This window comes from Paraburkholderia sp. BR10141 (assembly GCF_056155635.1).
The window spans coordinates 271,032-287,232 of record NZ_JBMIQH010000004.1; the positions used below are offsets into that span (position 1 = coordinate 271,032).

Below are 16,201 nucleotides of genomic sequence, written 5' to 3' on the forward strand. Positions count from 1 at the left end.
GCCGCAATTTTGCTTCTGGCACGGTGCTGGCAGTGCGCTGGCAATCCTGCCAGCCTGGCCCGGAAAGAGACAGAAAAGGGGAATGTGCAACGAATTCCAGCGCGGCCAGAGTGCCGGGGCGAAGCCGCGCGGCGCTTCGCGTGGCGGGAGGGCATGGCCTGCGGACAGGCCGCCGGCCCGACGGACCGGCGGCTTCCTGAATCAACCAGGCATGGCCAGGATGCGGCCGACGAGGGGAAGCACCAAGCCTCAGCCCGCCTTCTTGCCCTGGTTCGCAACGGCGGCCTGCGCCTTCGCGATGGCTTCGGCGTCGCCCAGATAGTAGTGCTTGATGGGCTTGAGGCTCTCGTCCAGCTCGTAGACGAGCGGCACGCCGTTCGGGATGTTCAGACCGACGATGTCGTCATCCGAAATGTTGTCGAGGTACTTCACGAGCGCGCGGATCGAGTTGCCGTGCGCGGCGATTACCACCTTCTTGCCCGCCTTGATGGCCGGCGCGATCGACTCGTTCCAGATCGGCATCACGCGCGCGACCGTGTCCTTCAGGCACTCGGTGAGCGGCAGTTCCTCGCGCGGCACCTTGGCGTAACGCGGGTCGTTGTACGACGTGCGCGAGTCGGACGGCTCGAGCGCCGGCGGCGGCGTGTCGTAGCTGCGGCGCCAGACCAGCACCTGCTCGTCGCCGAATTTGGCCGCCGTTTCGGCCTTGTTCAGGCCCGAAAGCGCACCGTAGTGACGCTCGTTCAGGCGCCACGAGTGGACCACGGGCAGGTACATCTGGTCCATCTGGTCCTGCACGTGCCAGAGCGTGCGGATCGCGCGCTTGAGCACGGAGGTGTAGGCGATGTCGAACGTGTAGCCGGACTCCTTGAGCAGCTGGCCTGCCTGCTGCGCTTCGCGGTTGCCCTGCTCGGTGAGGTCGACGTCCACCCAGCCGGTGAAGCGGTTTTCCTTGTTCCAGGTCGATTCGCCGTGGCGGATGAGTACGAGTTTGTACATGAGGATGCCGGTCGGTAGTGAAGGAAGCGGTAATCGGGGACGGAAGACGCAACACGGCAGCAGCGCCATGGCGGCGGTCCAGGTCCGGCGGGTGGCACGCCCGGGCTGGGGGGCGGTAACCCTGCGACAAACGGTTATTTTATAATGAGCGGATTGTCCGAATCCGATTTCGCACGATTTCTCCGACTTTCCCTTTTTCCGGCGGCCCCTCCGTGACGTTCTTCACCAATTACATCAACCTTGTACTCATCGCGATCGTCCTCATCTCAGGAGGGTTGCTCCTGTGGCCGACGCTCAAGCGCGGCGGCCGCGGCGGGGTTTCCACCGCCGAGGCGACGCAGCTCATCAACCGCCGCAACGCGGTGGTGGTCGACCTGCGTCCCGCGGGTGAGTTCGCGAAGGGTCATCTGCCCTCGGCGCGCCAGGTTGAATTCGGCGAACTCGAGACGAAGATCGGCCAGCTCGTGAAGAACAAGAGCAACCCGGTGTTGCTGGTCTGCCAGACGGGCCAGCAGTCGCACAAGGCGCTGCGCCTCGTGAAGGACGCCGGTTTTGCCGAAGTCCACGTGCTGGACGGCGGCGTGAACGCCTGGCAGCAGGCCGGTATGCCGGTCGTGAAACAAGGAGGTTCGAAGTGAGCAAAGTGGTCATGTACAGCACCCAGGTGTGCCCGTATTGCCAGATGGCCGAGCGTCTTTTAAAGTCGCGCGGCGTCGAACACATCGAGAAAGTGCTGATCGACCGGGACCCGGCGCGGCGCGAAGAGATGATGACGCGCACCGGCCGGCGTACCGTGCCGCAGGTTTTCATCGGCGAGACGCACGTGGGCGGTTACGATGATCTCTCCGCGCTCGACCGTGCGGGCGGCTTGATGCCGCTGCTCGAAGCCGCCTGAGGTTACGGGCGGATTCAAGGCCTGATTCGCAGCCCGATAGCCTTGCGGCCTCGGTCCGCAGGCGGGTTGCGCAGCGTGACGTAGCGACGCAGGGTTTCGGCCCGCGCGAGCCAGTGAGGCTTGCGCGGGCCTGTTGCCGTTCATTGCCGTAGCGCGGCGCATTTTCGGGACGCTGAGATGTCACGAGGATGCCGCCGCGATCCATTCAATCAGGGAAGCCATACACCATGTCTGACGAGAACAACCAGCCGTTCTTCAATATCCAGCGCATTTACCTCAAGGACATGTCGCTCGAGCAGCCGAATTCGCCGGCCATCTTCCTTGAGCAGGACATGCCTTCGGTCGAAGTGGAAGTCGACGTCAAGGCCGAGCGCCTCGCCGAATCGGTGTTCGAGATCATCGTCACCGGCACCGTCACGGCCAAGGTCAAGGACAAGGTTGCGTTCCTGATCGAAGCCAAGCAAGCCGGCATTTTCGACATCCGCAACATCCCGGCCGAACAGGTCGATCCGCTCGTCGGCATCGCATGCCCGACCATCCTGTTCCCGTACCTGCGCTCGAATATCGCCGACGCGATCACGCGCGCGGGCTTCCCGCCGATCCACCTGGCCGAGATCAACTTCCAGGCGCTCTACGAGCAACGCCTGCAGCAACTCGCCCAGCAAGACGGCGCAAGCAGCGCAACGCACTAAAGCGTACGTTGATCGTTTCCACGAACTACCGGTGCGGAGTATCGGAATGAACATCGCCGTTCTCGGCGCCGGAGCGTGGGGCACCGCGCTGGCAGGGCATCTCGCCCAGGCGCATCACACGCTGTTGTGGGCGCGCGATGGCGCGCTCGTCGACACCTTGCGCAAGACGCACGAAAACGCCCGCTACCTCGCGGGCGTCGCGCTGCCCAGCAATCTCGAATACGAAACGGATCTTGCCGCCGCGCTCGACCATGCGTCGGGCGAGGCGGATCTCGTCGTGCTCGCTACGCCCGTGGCCGGCCTGCGCGGCATGCTTTGCACACTGCGCGACATGGGCCGCGTGCCCGCGCACTTCGTCTGGCTCTGCAAGGGCTTCGAAGCGCAAACGCAATTGATGCCGCATCAGGTCGTGGCGGCCGAGCTGCCGGGCCATGCGAGCAACGGCGTGCTTTCGGGGCCGAGCTTCGCGCGCGAAGTCGGCGAGGGCCTGCCTGTCGCGTTGACGGTGGCGAGCGCCTCCGCCGATTGTCGCGAGCGCACGCTCGCTGCGTTCCATCACCGCGCGATGCGCATCTATACCGGCGACGACGTGGTCGGCGTGGAGGTGGGCGGCGCGGTCAAGAACGTGCTCGCGATCGCGACCGGCATTGCCGATGGTCTGGGCCTCGGCCTGAACGCACGCGCGGCGCTCATCACGCGCGGTCTCGCCGAGATGACGCGCCTTGGCGTCACGCTCGGCGGGCGTGCCGAGACCTTCACGGGGCTGACCGGCCTCGGCGACCTCATCCTCACCGCCACGGGCGACCTCTCGCGCAACCGCACCGTGGGCAAGCAGCTCGCGAGCGGCCACACGCTCGACGATATCCTCGCCGCACTCGGTCACGTGGCCGAAGGCGTGCGCTGCGCGCAGGCCGTGCTGGCACTCGCGCGCGCGCACGGCATCGACATGCCGATCACCCAGGCGGTATGCGCCGTGCTGTTCGACGGTGTCACGCCGCGCGACGCCGTGAGCGCGCTGCTGCGGCGCGACGCGAAGGCGGAGTAGGGCGCTTCGGTCCTGCTGCGCCAGGTGTTGAGCACGCTTTGCGTGGACCGGATCGCAAAGGAGGACCGTATGCTGACCATCGGAAACTGCCGCATCGAAGCGCAGGCCGTCGACATCACCACGTTGAAGGTCGATGCGATCGTCAACGCCGCGAACGAATCGCTGCTCGGCGGCGGCGGCGTGGACGGCGCGATTCATCGCGCCGCCGGGTCGGACCTGCTGCGCGAATGCGAGACGCTGAACGGCTGCCCGACCGGCGACGCCAAAATCACCGGCGGCTATCGCCTTCCCGCGAAACACGTCATCCATACCGTGGGCCCCGTCTGGTACGGCGGCGGCCGTGACGAAGCGCATCTGCTCGCTTCCTGCTACCGGCGCTCGCTCGAGTGCGCGCGGGAGGCGGGCGTGACGAGCATCGCGTTTCCGGCAATCAGTTGCGGCGTCTACCGTTTTCCTGCCGACGACGCGGTGGCGATTGCGGTATCGACCGTGATCGACGAGCTATCGAAATATCCGACGCTCGAACACGTGATCTTCGCGTGCTTCGACAATGCGATGCTCACGCGCTACGAGCGTGAGCTTGCGGCGCGCGGCAGGGCATAGGGCGACGCGGTACAACGTACCCGCGTCATTCGCCGCCTTCGAACCCCGCTTGACGCCACGCTTCGAACACCACGACCGCAACTGTGTTCGAAAGATTCAGGCTGCGATTGCCGGGTCGCATCGGCAGGCGCACGCGCTGTGGCGTCGCAAAGCGCTCTAGCACCGCGTCGGGCAGGCCGCGCGTTTCCGCGCCGAACACGAACCAGTCGCCCGGCTGGAACGCATGCGCATGAAAGCGGCCCGATCCGCGCGTCGTGAACGCGAACATGCGCGACGGGTCCGGCGCTTCCTTGGCGATGAAGGCATCCCAGTCGGCGTGCACGTGCATCTGCGCGTACTCGTGGTAATCGAGGCCCGCGCGGCGCATTTTCGCGTCGTCGAGGGGAAAGCCGAGCGGTTCGATCAGATGAAGCCGCGCACCGGTGTTCGCGCACAGGCGGATCACGTTGCCCGTGTTCGGCGGAATTTCGGGTTCGACGAGAACGACGTTGAACATGACGATGAAACTCTCTCGATGTCTTGAATAGTGTGAGGCCGATCAGTCTTTCGGCGTGCGTAGCGCGACGAAATTCGTCACGCGCCGTGCGCCCGCGGCCTTGAGCGTATGCGCGAGCGCGTCGAGCGTGGCGCCCGAGGTCATCACGTCGTCGACCACGCCCACGTGCTGGCCGGCAAGCGGCCGCGCGAGCGCGAAGGCCCGGCCGACGTTGCGGCGGCGCGTCTCGCGATCGAGCTTCGATTGCGGCGCCGTATGCAGGATGCGTCGTACGAGCGTGGCGTCCGCGGGCGTGCCCAACCGGCGCGCGAGCGGCCGCGCGATCTGCCAGGCCTGGTTGTAGCCGCGCTCGATCAGGCGTTCGCGCGAGAGCGGCACCGGCACGACGATCTCCGGCATGCCGTGCTCATCGCACATATCGTGTGCGGCCAGCGCCAGGCGTCGCGCAAATTCCTCGCCGAGTGCGAGGCGCGCGCGAAACTTCAGGCCACGCGCGAGCAGGTCGAGCGGCGCGCGATAATCGGCGAGCGCGAGCGTGGCGTCGAACGCAGGCGGTGCGTCGGTGCAGGCCTCGCAGCGGTAGCGTGTGCGTCCCGCCGCAACGCGCCTGTGCGCGAGCGGCATCGCACAGACCGTGCAGCGCAGGCGCGGCTCATTCCAGTACGCGGCATCGCAGCACACACAGAGCGTGGCTCGCGTCAAATTGCCGCATAATGGACACAGATTGGGCAGCACGAAGTGGGCAAGCTGTGACGGCAGCGCCCGCGCTTTTCGACAGACGCGCGCAACGCCCGCAAGACGAGTGCGGTGCGAAGCGGGCGGTGTGACGCCCGCTGCATTGCGTGCATCACGTGAAGAAGGGCGCGGCGGCATCGAAGGACGGCCCGGGCAGCGGGCTCGCGTGACTGAAAGGAAAGGAAAGGAGTGAGCGAGTATACTTCGCAGACTTCGCCAATACGACCGACATGTCCCCGTCTCCCGCAAGAACTGGCCGTCCGGACTATGACACCCGGCACCTGCGGCGCATCTTCGATCGCCGTGCGGCGACTTTCGACGACGTTGCCTTCCTGCCGCGTGAAATCGCGCAACGCATGCGCGAGCGCCTCGAGTACATCAAGGTGAAACCTGCGGCCGTGCTCGACATCGCGTGCGGCCAGGGCGACGACCTGCCCGGCTTGCGCGAGCGCTTTCCCGAAGCGCCCGTGTTCGGCACCGATCTCTCCCTCGCCATGCTGCGCCGTGCCCGCGAGCACGACGCCCCCGACACGAGCTGGCGACGTTTCCTGCCTGCATCGGTTGGACGCGCGCTCGGCTCGCGCGGTCCGCGGGTTGCGCAGGCCGACTTCGCCGAACTGCCGTTCGCGCACGGTGCGTTCGAGCTGCTGTGGTCGAATCTCGCACTGCATTGGCATCCGCGCCCCGACCTCGTGTTCGGCGAGTGGCAGCGCGTGCTTAAGGTCAACGGCCTGCTCATGTTCAGCACGCTCGGCCCCGACACGCTCAAGGAGTTGCGCGGCGCGTTCGCCGAAGTCGAAGCCGCGCACGGCGTGCCGACGCGCGCGCACGTCATCGATTTCGTCGACATGCACGATCTCGGCGACATGCTTGTCGAGAACGGTTTCGAGATTCCGGTCATGGACCAGGAAACGCTCACCATCACCTACAAGACGCCGGAGAAGCTGCTCGCCGACGTGCGCCGCTGGGGCGCGTATCCGTTCGAGCGCAACGGCGATGGCGACAGTGAGAACGGTGGCACCGCGCGGCGCCTGCACCGTGCGCTCGTGGCGGCGCTCGAGGCGCGCCGCTGCACGGACGGTCCGCACGCGGGCACGATCCCGCTGACCTTCGAGATCATCTACGGCCACGCGTGGAAGGCCGTGCCGCGCACGACCGCCGAAGGCCATGGCATCGTGCGCATCGAAGACATCGGCCGGGGTCCTGCAAGGAATCGGTAACGTGGTAAGGGGGCTTTCGTTATGCCTGAAATTAGCGCCGGAAAAGCCCTGGGGAAATGCTTGAAAAATCGCTGTAAAGCCCGTCTGGTATGGGTTCGCGGGCGATTGGGCCTTGCTTGTGAGGGCTGGGGATCGCGCCTATAATGCGTCAGTTTGCTGCGCGGAAGGGTCCCCAAATTCCGTTGTGGCAAGTCCAGATGTTCCCGTAGTTGTGCGAGGCGCGACGCGGCGATAGTCTGGCGAAGTTGCAAGTGGGGGAAGCGAGCGATGCAGGCGTCTGATCTGCTGGCGAGTCCGGAACCGGTCCTGAAAGACTGGATCATGAAGCGCAACTGTTCGGTTTCGCCCAGGCAATTCGTGTTCTTCTATGTTTCGCTGGCGCTGGTTTCCATCGCGATCGCCGTTCTGTTGTTGATCCACGGCGCCTGGCTGGTTTTGCCGTTTACCGGTATCGATCTGTTGGTAGTAGGCGGCGCTTTTGTCATCTATGCGCGCCATGCTGTCGATTACGAACGTATCAGGCTTTATCCGAACCGGCTGGTGATCGAACAGACGAGCGCCGACGCGCTCACGCAGTTCGAATTCAATCCCCGCTGGGTCCGGGTCGAGCCGGGCGCGACCCCACGCGACCCGGTGCGTCTCGTGTCCCGCGGTCAGGCGGTCGCTGTCGGGTTGCATCTGCCGCAATATCGGCGTGCGCAGTTCGCGCGGGAACTGCGTGCCTGGCTTGCGCGCGCGCCTTGATGCGCGGCGCGTGAGCTTGCCGGTTGGCGGTACGAGCGTCCCAGGGGGCGCCCTGGTTGCAAAACCTTCCTGCGGGGTCGAGGGTTTGAATGGAAATTATGGGTAAGGAAGCTATGAAAACAATCAAGCGAGCCCTCCAGGGCGTGCTGGCGTGCAGCGGATTCCTCGTCGCCGGCGCGGCACTCGCAGTCGGAGACAGCCCAGGCGGCCCTGCGGTCAACGAGATCAATTTCCAGCCGCCCGTCACGCGCATCGCCGAAGAGCTTTACAGCCTCCACATGATGATGCTGCTCTTGTGCGTCGTGATTTTCGTCGGCGTGTTCGGCGTCATGTTCTATTCGATCTACGCGCACCGTAAGGCGAAGGGCCACAAGGCCGCTCACTTTCATGAGAGCACCACGGTCGAAATCATCTGGACGGTGGTGCCGTTCATCATCGTCGTGCTGATGGCGCTGCCCGCCACCAAGGCCGTCGTCGCGATGAAGGACACCTCCAACGCCGACCTCACCGTGAAAGTCACGGGCTACCAGTGGAAATGGGGCTACGACTACGTGAAGGGGCCGGGCGAGGGCATCAACTTCCTCTCCACGCTCAGCACGCCGCGCTCCGAGGTGAACAACCGCGTGCCGATCACCGATACGTACCTGCAGGAAGTCGACAATCCGCTCGTCGTGCCGGTCAACAAGAAAATCCGCGTCATCACCACGGCCAACGACGTCGTGCACTCGTGGTACGTGCCCGCGTTCGGCGTGAAGCAGGACGCGATTCCGGGCTTCGTGCGCGACACGTGGTTCAGGGCCGACAAGGTCGGCACCTATCGCGGCTTCTGTACCGAGCTGTGCGGCAAGGAGCACGCGTTCATGCCGGTCGTCGTCGAGGTGCTCTCCGACGAGGACTACGCGAAGTGGGTCGATACGCAAAAGGCGAAGATGGCCTCTGCCAACGACGACCCGAACAAGACCTACACGCTGGCCGAGCTCAAGGAGCGCGGCGAAAAGATCTACAACTCGAACTGCGCGGTGTGCCACCAGCCCACCGGCAAGGGCGCGGGCGCGTTCCCGGCGCTCGACGGCAGCAAGGTCGTTCAGGGTCCGCTCGCGGAGCACGTGAGCATCGTCCTGCACGGCAAGAACGCCATGCCATCATGGGCGCCGACGCTCAACGACGTCGAGATCGCATCGGTCATCACGTTCGAGCGCAACTCGTGGGGCAACCACACCGGCGACATTCTGCAGCCGCGTCAGGTGGCCGACGCGCGTAACGGCAAAATGCCCGAGGGCGGCGGCACGACGGCGGCAGCGGGCGAGGGCGCCGCGAGCGGCGCGGCCGCGGCAAGCGGCGCGGAAGCCGCCAGCGGCGCGGCCCAAGCGAGCGCGGCGAGCGGCGCGGTCCCCGCAAGCGGCGCGGATCAGGCGTCGGGCGCAGCGGCGCCGAGCGCAGCCGCGTTGCCGGCGAGCGTCTACTTCGAAGTGGGCAAGAGCACGCTGCCCGCCGACGCGAAGGACGCCATCCAGGCGGCAGCCGACTACGCGAAGGCGCATCCGGACGCGAAGTTCACGCTGTCGGGCTACACCGATTCGAGCGGCAACGCCAGCACGAACGCCGACCTCGCAAAGCGCCGCGCGCAAGCGGTGCGCGACGCGATGAAGGCGGCAGGCATCGCCGAAGACCACATCATTCTGAAGAAGCCGGAAACGATCACGGGCGGCGCGAACGCGAAAGAAGCGCGTCGGGTGGAGATCAGCGCGGCGGCCTGAACGGGCCCGCGCCATAAGAACAAGCAGCAAGAGACGCAAAAGCAATTCGCTTCAGCATTTCAATTGCATGGGGCTGGAGTCAGGCGCCAAAGCGCCAACTTCGGACCGACAGGAGATAAGACATGTCTAGCATCGGACACGATGTAGCTGGCGGGCACGGTCACGTGCACGGCGACCACGCGCACGCCACGCCCCACGGCTGGCGCCGCTGGCTGCTCGCGACGAATCACAAGGACATCGGAACGCTATATCTGCTCTTCTCGTTCGTGATGTTCCTCTCGGGCGGCGTCATGGCGCTCGCCATTCGTGCGGAGCTGTTCGAGCCGGGCATGCAGATCATGCGCCCCGAGTTCTTCAACCAGCTCACCACGATGCACGGTCTCATCATGGTGTTCGGCGCGATCATGCCGGCGTTCGTGGGCTTCGCGAACTGGATGATTCCGCTGCAGATCGGCGCCTCGGACATGGCGTTCGCGCGCATGAACAACTTCAGCTTCTGGCTGCTGCCCGCCGCCGGCTGCCTGCTGGTCGGCTCGTTCTTCTCGCCGGGCGGCGCGACCGCCGCGGGCTGGACGCTCTACGCGCCGCTTTCCACGCAGATGGGCCCGGGCATGGACTTCGCGATCTTCGCGCTGCACATGATGGGCGCCTCGTCGATCATGGGCGGTATCAACATCGTCGTGACGATCCTGAACCTGCGCGCGCCCGGCATGACGCTCATGAAGATGCCGATGTTCGTGTGGACGTGGCTCATCACCGCCTACCTGCTGATCGCCGTGATGCCGGTGCTCGCGGGCGCCATCACGATGCTGCTGTTCGACCGCCACTTCGGCACGAGCTTCTTCAACGCGGCCGGCGGCGGCGACCCGGTGATGTACCAGCATATCTTCTGGTTCTTCGGGCACCCCGAGGTCTACATCATGATCTTGCCGGCGTTCGGGATCGTTTCGCAGGTGATTCCGGCGTTCTCGCGCAAGCCGCTGTTCGGCTATAGCTCGATGGTGTACGCCACGGCGTCGATCGCGATTCTCTCGTTCATGGTCTGGGCGCACCACATGTTCGCCACCGGCATGCCGGTCACGGGCCAGCTCTTCTTCATGTACGCGACGATGCTGATCGCCGTGCCGACGGGCGTGAAAGTGTTCAACTGGGTCGCCACGATGTGGCGCGGCTCGCTCTCGTTCGAAACGCCGATGCTGTGGGCCGTGGGCTTCCTGATCGTGTTCACGTTCGGCGGTCTCTCGGGCCTGATGCTCGCCATGGCGCCGCTCGACATCCAGTATCACGGCACTTACTTCGTGGTGGCGCACTTCCACTACGTGCTGGTGGCGGGGTCATTATTCGCGTTGTTCTCAGGGTGGTACTACTGGGCGCCAAAATGGACCGGCTGGATGTACAACGAGACGCGCGGCAAGATCCACTTCTGGTGCTCGCTCATCTTTTTCAACCTCGCGTTCCTGCCGATGCACTTCGTCGGCCTGGCCGGCATGCCGCGACGCTATGCCGACTATCCGGCCCAGTTCACCGACTGGAACCAGGTGATCACGATCGGCGCCTTCGGCTTCGGGCTTTCTCAGGTGTACTTCCTGTTCTTTGTCGCGCTGCCCGCGTATCGCGGCGGCGGCGAGCTGGAACAGGCCGGCGACAAGCCGTGGGACGGCGCAACGGGCCTCGAGTGGACCGTGCCGAGCCCGGCGCCGTTCCACACGTTCGAGAACCCGCCGACGGTCGAGTAACCCGTCGAGTGGGTGGCGTCCGGCTGTGCGCAGCCGGACGCGAACGAAGCACGCGGTCTTCACGCAGTCTTCATCGGAGCACGTACGAGAGGCGATTCACGATGCAAGGAGAAGCCGCGGCCAGCCGCGCTGAACGCATGACCCGGGATCCACAAAAAAGACGCACGCCTGAGCAGATCCGCGCCGGCAATCTACGGCTCGGCCTCATCTTGCTGGCTGTCGTGGTCGGTTTCTTTGTGGCGGCCGTCGTCAAGCAGGTGTATTTCCCCGGCCACTGACGCGCAGGGCGTTTGCCGGAAGATCGTTCGAGGAAGTTCGATGTCCACGCAAGCTGGAAATGATCGCGCATTCAACCGGTCGATGCTCATCAAGCTCGCCGTGGTGGCGCTGCTGATGTTCGGTTTCGGTTTTGCGCTGGTGCCGATGTATCGAGCGATCTGCCAGGTCACAGGCATCAACAACCTGGTGCAGCGCGACGCCACGGAGCGCGAGGCGCGCAACACGCAGGTGGACATGACACGCACGATCTCGGTCGAGTTCGACGCGAACGCACGCGGGCTGCTCGGCTTCAAGCCGGAGCAGACGAGCCTCGACGTGCATCCGGGCGAAGTCATGACGGTGATGTACGACATTTCGAACAACGAAGGACGCACGATCGACGCGCAGGCCATTCCGAGCTACGCGCCGAAGCAGGCGACGGAGTACTTCCGCAAGATCGAATGCTTCTGCTTCACGCAGCAGGTCCTGAAGGCGAACGAGACCAAGCGCATGCCGGTGGTGTTCGTGATCGACCCGAAGCTACCGAAAGACGTGAAGACGATCACGCTGTCGTACACGTTCTTCGAGCTGAACAAGCCGGCTGTGCCGCCGCCGCCGAAGCAATCGGCGGGCGCGTGAGCCTTCAGCGTCGAAGTCAACGATGCCAGGAGGCGAAGGGCGCATGAGTGACGAACATGGCGGAGCGGGGCCGGCGAAGAAGAAAGGCGGCATCCTGCAGTTGATGAAAGCGGTGGCGTGGTCCTTTCTCGGCGTGCGCAAGCGCGCCGACCTCGAAGACGACGCGGCGAACCTGCACCCCGTGCAGTTGATCATCGCGGGCATCATCGGCGCAGTGCTGTTCATCGTCGTGCTGCTGTTGATCGTGCACGCGGTGGTGGGATGAGCAAGTGCGCGCAACGCTGCGCACGAAGCAGTGAATAACGAGGACACACTCGGACAAATGCAGCCGGCGATGTCCGGTGCAACTGGAAACTGGAGAAACAGGCATGAGCGGCCAAAACGATAGCCCGTACTACTTCGTACCGCACCCGTCGCGGCATCCGATCAGCGCGTCCATTGGGCTTGTGGTCATGCTCGGGTCGCTCGCCTCGTGGATCAACGGCGAGTCGTGGGGGCCGATCGGTGTGCTCGTCGGCCTGCTGTGGCTGCTCTTCACGCTGTGGCACTGGTTCGGCGACGCCATCGCCGAGTCCGAAGGCGGCATGTACGGCAAGCGCGTCGATGTGTCGTACCGGTGGAGCATGAGCTGGTTCATCTTCTCCGAAGTGATGTTCTTCGGCGCGTTCTTCGGTGCGCTTTTCTACGCGCGTGCGATCGCCCTTCATCAGCTCGGCAGCCTCGACTACAGGCTGATCTGGCCGGACTTCTCCGCGGTGTGGCCGAACAACGGTCCCGCAGCGCTGGTCTCGCACTTCCGCTCGATGACGCCGTGGCCCGTGCCGACCATCAATACGGCGCTGCTCCTTTCCTCTGGCGCGACGCTCACGGTTTCGCACCACGCGCTGCGCGACAATCATCGCTCGAAGGCCATCGCTTGGCTCGCCGCGACGATCGTGCTGGGCGTGTGCTTCCTCTTCCTGCAGGCGTTCGAGTACATCCACGCGTACGGCGAGCTGAATCTCACGCTCGCTTCGGGCATCTACGGTTCGACCTTCTTCCTGCTCACGGGCTTCCACGGCTTCCACGTGTTCCTGGGCGGCACCATGCTGACCGTCGTGATGATCCGGCTCATTCGCGGCCACTTCACCGCGGAGCATCACTTCGCCTTCGAAGGCGCGGCATGGTACTGGCACTTCGTCGACGTGGTGTGGCTCGGCCTCTACGTCGTCGTGTACTGGCTGTGATGCGGGGTGCGCCGCGCAGGCCGCGGCGCGCGAGCCGGGAGAGAAACAAGGCGCCGCCCGACCTCGTCGGCGCGGCGCCTTGTGTTTTCCGGAATGCGGTTTGCGCGGCGGTGTTCGGTGACGGTCAGCGGTGCTCAGCGACCGTAGGGAATCCCGGTGGACTGAATCCAGCCCATCCAGTGCGCGAACAGGATGAACAGAAAGAGCGAGATGGAAAGGCCCACGCGCGTGGCGAGCGACCAGACCATCCGCTTGGTGCGGCCCCGGTCGTGCATCATGAAGTAGAGCGCGGAGATCATGCTCGCGATGATCAGCGCGAACGCAACGGGGACGAGTATGTGCATGAAGTTCACGGAATTTGGCATGCCTGAAAACGTCTGTCTCATTATCGCACCACGCTGCGTGGCGCGGGGTTCGATCACCGGTATCTCACGCATCGGACGTGCCCAATGAAAATGCGGCTCGTCCCCACGCTGCTCATCTTGATCGTGATGGCCGTGACGATCCGGCTCGGCTTCTGGCAGCGCGACCGCGCGCATCAGAAGGAGGCGCTGCAGGCGCAAATCACGCAGTACGAATCGTCTGCGCCGCAACCGGTGGGTGCCGCGCCGCTCCCGCTGAAGGACATCGAGTTCCATCGCGTGCGGGCGACGGGCACCTTCCTGCCCGAGCGCGTGGTGTATCTCGACAATCGTCCGTATAACGATCAGCCGGGTTTTTATGTCGTGATGCCGCTTAAACTCGAAGGCGGCGGCTACGTGCTGGTCAATCGCGGCTGGCTGCCGCGCAACGTCGCGGACCGCACCGCAATCGCGCCCTATGTCACGCCGCCTGGGCCGGTCGTAGTCGAAGGCATTGCGCGCGCAAACGCCTCGCGTGCGTTCGAACTCGGTGCGGGTGGCTCTGCAGCGCATCAGAAGATACGGCAGAATCTCGGCGTCGCTTCCTACGCTGCGGAAACCGGGTTGCCGCTGCAATCGTTCGTGATCCAGCAAACCGGCTTCGTGCCGGCCTTCAAGGACGGGCTCGTGCGCGACTGGCCGGTGCCGGATACCGATGTCGAGCGCAACTACGGCTACATGCTCCAGTGGTGGGGCATGGCGCTCGCGGCCCTCGGTTTCGGTCTGTTTGCGGCCCGTAAAGCTGCGAAAAGCGCTGCGACAAAAGCGCGCACCGAAGGCGAAGCCGGGCGGTACGCCGAAGAGCCCGCAGGGCAAGACGCAGGCAGCGCGAAGGACGCCTGATGATCCGTCGGACGAATCGATTCGATCCCGACATGATCCGGACAATGGCGCTGCGCGTGCAGCACATGGACAACTGAAAGCGACAGAAGCGAGGTTCCACGAGAGTGTCGACGCAATCCCCCCGTTCCGCCCAGGCCAGACAAGCCGCACAGCCGGCCGCCACGTCCGCGCAGAATCACGCGAAGCGGCGTGGCCGCTGGACGCTGCTCATCATCGTGCTCATCTGCGGCGCGCCGATCGCGATTTCGTACTTCTCGTACTACGTGATCAAGCCGAAGGGCGGCTCGACGAGCTATGGCACGCTCATCGAGCCGCAGCGGCCCATTCCCGGCGCGCTCATGGTGACGGGCGACGACGGCCATGAAGTGCCGCTCGCCTCGCTCAAGGGCCGCTGGCTGATGATCTCGGTGAATGGCGGCGCCTGCGACGAAGCCTGCGCCACGAAGCTCTATTTCATGCGCCAGGTGCGCGCGACGCAGGGCCAGGAGCGCGAGCGCATCGTCACGGTCTGGCTGCGCACCGACGACACGAGCGTCCCCGCGAAAGTGAAGGGCGCCTACGCGGACACGCGCGTGTTGCGCGCCGATCCGGTCGCCGTCGCGGCGTGGCTGCCCGCGACGCAGACGACGAACGACACCGACCACATCTATCTGGTCGATCCGAACGGCAACCTGATGATGCGATTCCCGGCGCAAGCCGATCCGTCGAAAATCAAACAAGACGTCACTAAACTGCTCAAGTGGTCCCGCATCGGTTAAGGTGCGCAGCGCGAGTCTGACAGAGAAGAGTAAGAGAGATGTTTATCCTGGAGCTGGGCCTGATCGGCCTGTGCATCGCGTTGCTGCCGCTCTCGTGGGTCTGGGTCAAGGCCGACGACAACAAGTTTCGCAAGCTCGTGTGGCTCACGACGTTCATGACGCTCGACCTCGTGATGTTCGGCGGCTTTACGCGCCTGACCGACTCGGGTCTCGGCTGTCCTGACTGGCCGGGCTGCTACGGCACGTCGTCGCCGTTCATCGCGCACGTGCAGATTGCCGCGGCGCATCTGGCCATGCCGAGCGGTCCCGTGAGCATGACGAAGGCATGGATCGAGATGATCCACCGCTATTTCGCCATGGCGATCGGTGTGCTGATCATCGCGCAGATGGCGATTGCCTGGCGCGCGCGCATCAAGCGCCTGCCGCTGCATGTGTCGCCGTGGTGGCCCACGGCGCTGCTCGGGCTGATCCTCGTGCAGGGCGTGTTCGGCGCGTGGACGGTGACGATGAAGCTGCAACCCATCATCGTCACGACGCACCTGCTGCTCGGCCTCACGCTGCTCGGCTCGCTCGCCTGGCTCGCCGCGCGCATGACGCCGCTGCCCGCGTACGAGCCGGACGCCGCGCGCTGGCGCATGGCCGCGCTGGCGGCGCTCGTGCTGCTCGTTTTGCAGATCGCGCTGGGCGGCTGGGTGAGCACGAACTACGCGGTGCTGGCCTGCACCGACTTCCCGACCTGCAACGGCGCGTGGATTCCGCCGATGGATTTCCATCACGGCTTCCACGTGTGGCGCGCGCTCGGCATGGACGGCAACGGCGACGTGATCACGCAGGACGCGCTAGTCGCGATCCACTGGACGCACCGCACCTTCGCGTTCGTCGTGATTGCTTATCTGGTATGGTTCGCCCTCAAGTTGCGACGCTATGCCTCGCTGCGACGCCCGGCAAACTGGATCATGATCGTGATCTTTATCCAATTTCTGACAGGGCTATCCAACATCGTGCTGCAGTGGCCGCTGCCCGTGGCAGTGGCGCACAACGGTGGCGCGGCGATCCTGCTGCTTTTGGTCGTCGTGCTAAACTTTCGAATTGCTTGTAGCCGCCCCGGCCGCGCCGTTCTCCCAGCGCGCGATACCGCTGCGGTGTGATCCCGC

20 protein-coding genes are annotated in these 16,201 nt (G+C 64.8%); 16 read left to right on the top strand and 4 right to left on the bottom strand.

Annotated features, from left to right (window positions below; all coding sequences use genetic code 11):
* Positions 1-249 precede the first annotated feature (249 nt).
* Positions 250-999 (bottom strand): 2,3-diphosphoglycerate-dependent phosphoglycerate mutase, encoded by a 750-nt coding sequence (gene gpmA / locus ACOJB8_RS07795; protein ID WP_069264960.1) that lies wholly within the window; start codon positions 997-999, stop codon positions 250-252.
* 212 nt (positions 1,000-1,211) lie between these two features.
* Between gpmA and ACOJB8_RS07800 the strand changes: the two genes are divergently transcribed.
* From ACOJB8_RS07800 to ACOJB8_RS07820, 5 genes are all read left to right on the top strand, one after another.
* The gene (locus tag ACOJB8_RS07800; RefSeq protein ID WP_042270087.1) at positions 1,212-1,637 is read left to right on the top strand and encodes a rhodanese-like domain-containing protein; all 426 of its coding nucleotides are present in this window, start codon (positions 1,212-1,214) and stop codon (positions 1,635-1,637) included.
* A complete protein-coding gene (gene grxC, locus ACOJB8_RS07805) occupies positions 1,634-1,894 on the top strand; it encodes a glutaredoxin 3 (RefSeq protein WP_042270085.1) in 261 nt (86 codons plus the stop codon). Before ACOJB8_RS07800 ends, grxC begins: the two co-directional genes overlap by 4 nt.
* Positions 1,895-2,121: 227 nt before the next feature.
* Entirely contained in the window at positions 2,122-2,586 is a 465-nt protein-coding gene (gene secB, locus ACOJB8_RS07810) for a protein-export chaperone SecB (protein ID WP_042270084.1), read from the top strand.
* Between the two features lie 46 nt (positions 2,587-2,632).
* Positions 2,633-3,631, top strand: a complete 999-nt coding sequence (locus ACOJB8_RS07815; RefSeq protein ID WP_475011988.1) for an NAD(P)H-dependent glycerol-3-phosphate dehydrogenase — start codon at positions 2,633-2,635, stop codon at positions 3,629-3,631.
* Between the two features lie 69 nt (positions 3,632-3,700).
* Positions 3,701-4,234 (top strand): O-acetyl-ADP-ribose deacetylase, encoded by a 534-nt coding sequence (locus ACOJB8_RS07820; RefSeq protein ID WP_475011991.1) that lies wholly within the window; start codon positions 3,701-3,703, stop codon positions 4,232-4,234.
* Positions 4,235-4,259: 25 nt separating this feature from the next.
* Here ACOJB8_RS07820 and trmL read toward each other — a convergent pair whose 3' ends face one another.
* Entirely contained in the window at positions 4,260-4,730 is a 471-nt protein-coding gene (trmL, locus tag ACOJB8_RS07825) for a tRNA (uridine(34)/cytosine(34)/5-carboxymethylaminomethyluridine(34)-2'-O)-methyltransferase TrmL (protein WP_069264956.1), read from the bottom strand.
* A 42-nt stretch (positions 4,731-4,772) separates the two neighbouring features.
* Complete coding sequence (locus ACOJB8_RS07830) at positions 4,773-5,603, bottom strand: phosphoribosyltransferase family protein (protein WP_475011995.1); 831 nt, start codon at positions 5,601-5,603, stop codon at positions 4,773-4,775.
* Positions 5,604-5,695: 92 nt separating this feature from the next.
* Here ACOJB8_RS07830 and ACOJB8_RS07835 point away from each other — a divergent pair, with 92 nt between their 5' ends.
* From ACOJB8_RS07835 to ACOJB8_RS07870, 8 genes are all read left to right on the top strand, one after another.
* Positions 5,696-6,685, top strand: coding sequence for a methyltransferase domain-containing protein (locus tag ACOJB8_RS07835; protein WP_069264950.1), 990 nt, complete (start codon positions 5,696-5,698; stop codon positions 6,683-6,685).
* Between the two features lie 267 nt (positions 6,686-6,952).
* Positions 6,953-7,429 (top strand): DUF2244 domain-containing protein, encoded by a 477-nt coding sequence (locus ACOJB8_RS07840; protein ID WP_475011997.1) that lies wholly within the window; start codon positions 6,953-6,955, stop codon positions 7,427-7,429.
* Positions 7,430-7,518: 89 nt separating this feature from the next.
* The gene (coxB, locus tag ACOJB8_RS07845) at positions 7,519-9,186 is read left to right on the top strand and encodes a cytochrome c oxidase subunit II (RefSeq protein ID WP_342949538.1); all 1,668 of its coding nucleotides are present in this window, start codon (positions 7,519-7,521) and stop codon (positions 9,184-9,186) included.
* 122 nt (positions 9,187-9,308) lie between these two features.
* Positions 9,309-10,922 (top strand): cytochrome c oxidase subunit I, encoded by a 1,614-nt coding sequence (gene ctaD / locus ACOJB8_RS07850; protein WP_069264943.1) that lies wholly within the window; start codon positions 9,309-9,311, stop codon positions 10,920-10,922.
* Positions 10,923-11,059: 137 nt separating this feature from the next.
* Complete coding sequence (locus ACOJB8_RS07855) at positions 11,060-11,200, top strand: cytochrome oxidase small assembly protein (RefSeq protein ID WP_208867222.1); 141 nt, start codon at positions 11,060-11,062, stop codon at positions 11,198-11,200.
* Positions 11,201-11,240: 40 nt separating this feature from the next.
* Positions 11,241-11,819, top strand: a complete 579-nt coding sequence (locus tag ACOJB8_RS07860; protein ID WP_069264941.1) for a cytochrome c oxidase assembly protein — start codon at positions 11,241-11,243, stop codon at positions 11,817-11,819.
* 43 nt (positions 11,820-11,862) lie between these two features.
* The gene (locus tag ACOJB8_RS07865; protein ID WP_069264939.1) at positions 11,863-12,084 is read left to right on the top strand and encodes a DUF2970 domain-containing protein; all 222 of its coding nucleotides are present in this window, start codon (positions 11,863-11,865) and stop codon (positions 12,082-12,084) included.
* Between the two features lie 103 nt (positions 12,085-12,187).
* Positions 12,188-13,045 (top strand): cytochrome c oxidase subunit 3, encoded by an 858-nt coding sequence (locus tag ACOJB8_RS07870; RefSeq protein ID WP_069264937.1) that lies wholly within the window; start codon positions 12,188-12,190, stop codon positions 13,043-13,045.
* 134 nt (positions 13,046-13,179) lie between these two features.
* On the opposite strand, the gene ACOJB8_RS07875 is transcribed toward ACOJB8_RS07870, so the two are convergent.
* Positions 13,180-13,389, bottom strand: coding sequence for a twin transmembrane helix small protein (locus ACOJB8_RS07875; protein ID WP_028201826.1), 210 nt, complete (start codon positions 13,387-13,389; stop codon positions 13,180-13,182).
* Between the two features lie 105 nt (positions 13,390-13,494).
* Here ACOJB8_RS07875 and ACOJB8_RS07880 point away from each other — a divergent pair, with 105 nt between their 5' ends.
* The 3 genes from ACOJB8_RS07880 (at position 13,495) to ACOJB8_RS07890 (ending at position 16,195) form a co-directional block, all read left to right on the top strand.
* Positions 13,495-14,289, top strand: a complete 795-nt coding sequence (locus ACOJB8_RS07880; protein ID WP_342949537.1) for an SURF1 family protein — start codon at positions 13,495-13,497, stop codon at positions 14,287-14,289.
* A 104-nt stretch (positions 14,290-14,393) separates the two neighbouring features.
* On the top strand, positions 14,394-15,047 hold the full coding sequence (locus ACOJB8_RS07885) for an SCO family protein (RefSeq protein ID WP_475012009.1): 654 nt from the start codon (positions 14,394-14,396) through the stop codon (positions 15,045-15,047).
* 38 nt (positions 15,048-15,085) lie between these two features.
* Positions 15,086-16,195, top strand: a complete 1,110-nt coding sequence (locus tag ACOJB8_RS07890; RefSeq protein ID WP_342949536.1) for a COX15/CtaA family protein — start codon at positions 15,086-15,088, stop codon at positions 16,193-16,195.
* Positions 16,196-16,201 lie beyond the last annotated feature (6 nt).

Excerpts from the sequence above, each read along its gene's own strand:
- ACOJB8_RS07855 (WP_208867222.1), top strand. The coding sequence starts at position 11,060 with ATGACCCGGGATCCACAAAAAAGACGCACGCCTGAGCAGATCCGCGCC.
- ACOJB8_RS07815 (WP_475011988.1), top strand. The coding sequence starts at position 2,633 with ATGAACATCGCCGTTCTCGGCGCCGGAGCGTGGGGCACCGCGCTGGCA.
- ACOJB8_RS07820 (WP_475011991.1), top strand. The coding sequence starts at position 3,701 with ATGCTGACCATCGGAAACTGCCGCATCGAAGCGCAGGCCGTCGACATC.
- ACOJB8_RS07870 (WP_069264937.1), top strand. The coding sequence starts at position 12,188 with ATGAGCGGCCAAAACGATAGCCCGTACTACTTCGTACCGCACCCGTCG.
- ACOJB8_RS07835 (WP_069264950.1), top strand. The coding sequence starts at position 5,696 with ATGTCCCCGTCTCCCGCAAGAACTGGCCGTCCGGACTATGACACCCGG.
- coxB (WP_342949538.1), top strand. The coding sequence starts at position 7,519 with ATGGAAATTATGGGTAAGGAAGCTATGAAAACAATCAAGCGAGCCCTC.
- ctaD (WP_069264943.1), top strand. The coding sequence starts at position 9,309 with ATGTCTAGCATCGGACACGATGTAGCTGGCGGGCACGGTCACGTGCAC.
- ACOJB8_RS07875 (WP_028201826.1), bottom strand. The coding sequence starts at position 13,389 with ATGCACATACTCGTCCCCGTTGCGTTCGCGCTGATCATCGCGAGCATG.
- secB (WP_042270084.1), top strand. The coding sequence starts at position 2,122 with ATGTCTGACGAGAACAACCAGCCGTTCTTCAATATCCAGCGCATTTAC.
- ACOJB8_RS07840 (WP_475011997.1), top strand. The coding sequence starts at position 6,953 with ATGCAGGCGTCTGATCTGCTGGCGAGTCCGGAACCGGTCCTGAAAGAC.
- trmL (WP_069264956.1), bottom strand. The coding sequence starts at position 4,730 with ATGTTCAACGTCGTTCTCGTCGAACCCGAAATTCCGCCGAACACGGGC.
- ACOJB8_RS07880 (WP_342949537.1), top strand. The coding sequence starts at position 13,495 with ATGAAAATGCGGCTCGTCCCCACGCTGCTCATCTTGATCGTGATGGCC.
- ACOJB8_RS07830 (WP_475011995.1), bottom strand. The coding sequence starts at position 5,603 with ATGCCGCCGCGCCCTTCTTCACGTGATGCACGCAATGCAGCGGGCGTC.
- gpmA (WP_069264960.1), bottom strand. The coding sequence starts at position 999 with ATGTACAAACTCGTACTCATCCGCCACGGCGAATCGACCTGGAACAAG.
- ACOJB8_RS07890 (WP_342949536.1), top strand. The coding sequence starts at position 15,086 with ATGTTTATCCTGGAGCTGGGCCTGATCGGCCTGTGCATCGCGTTGCTG.
- ACOJB8_RS07860 (WP_069264941.1), top strand. The coding sequence starts at position 11,241 with ATGTCCACGCAAGCTGGAAATGATCGCGCATTCAACCGGTCGATGCTC.
- ACOJB8_RS07865 (WP_069264939.1), top strand. The coding sequence starts at position 11,863 with ATGAGTGACGAACATGGCGGAGCGGGGCCGGCGAAGAAGAAAGGCGGC.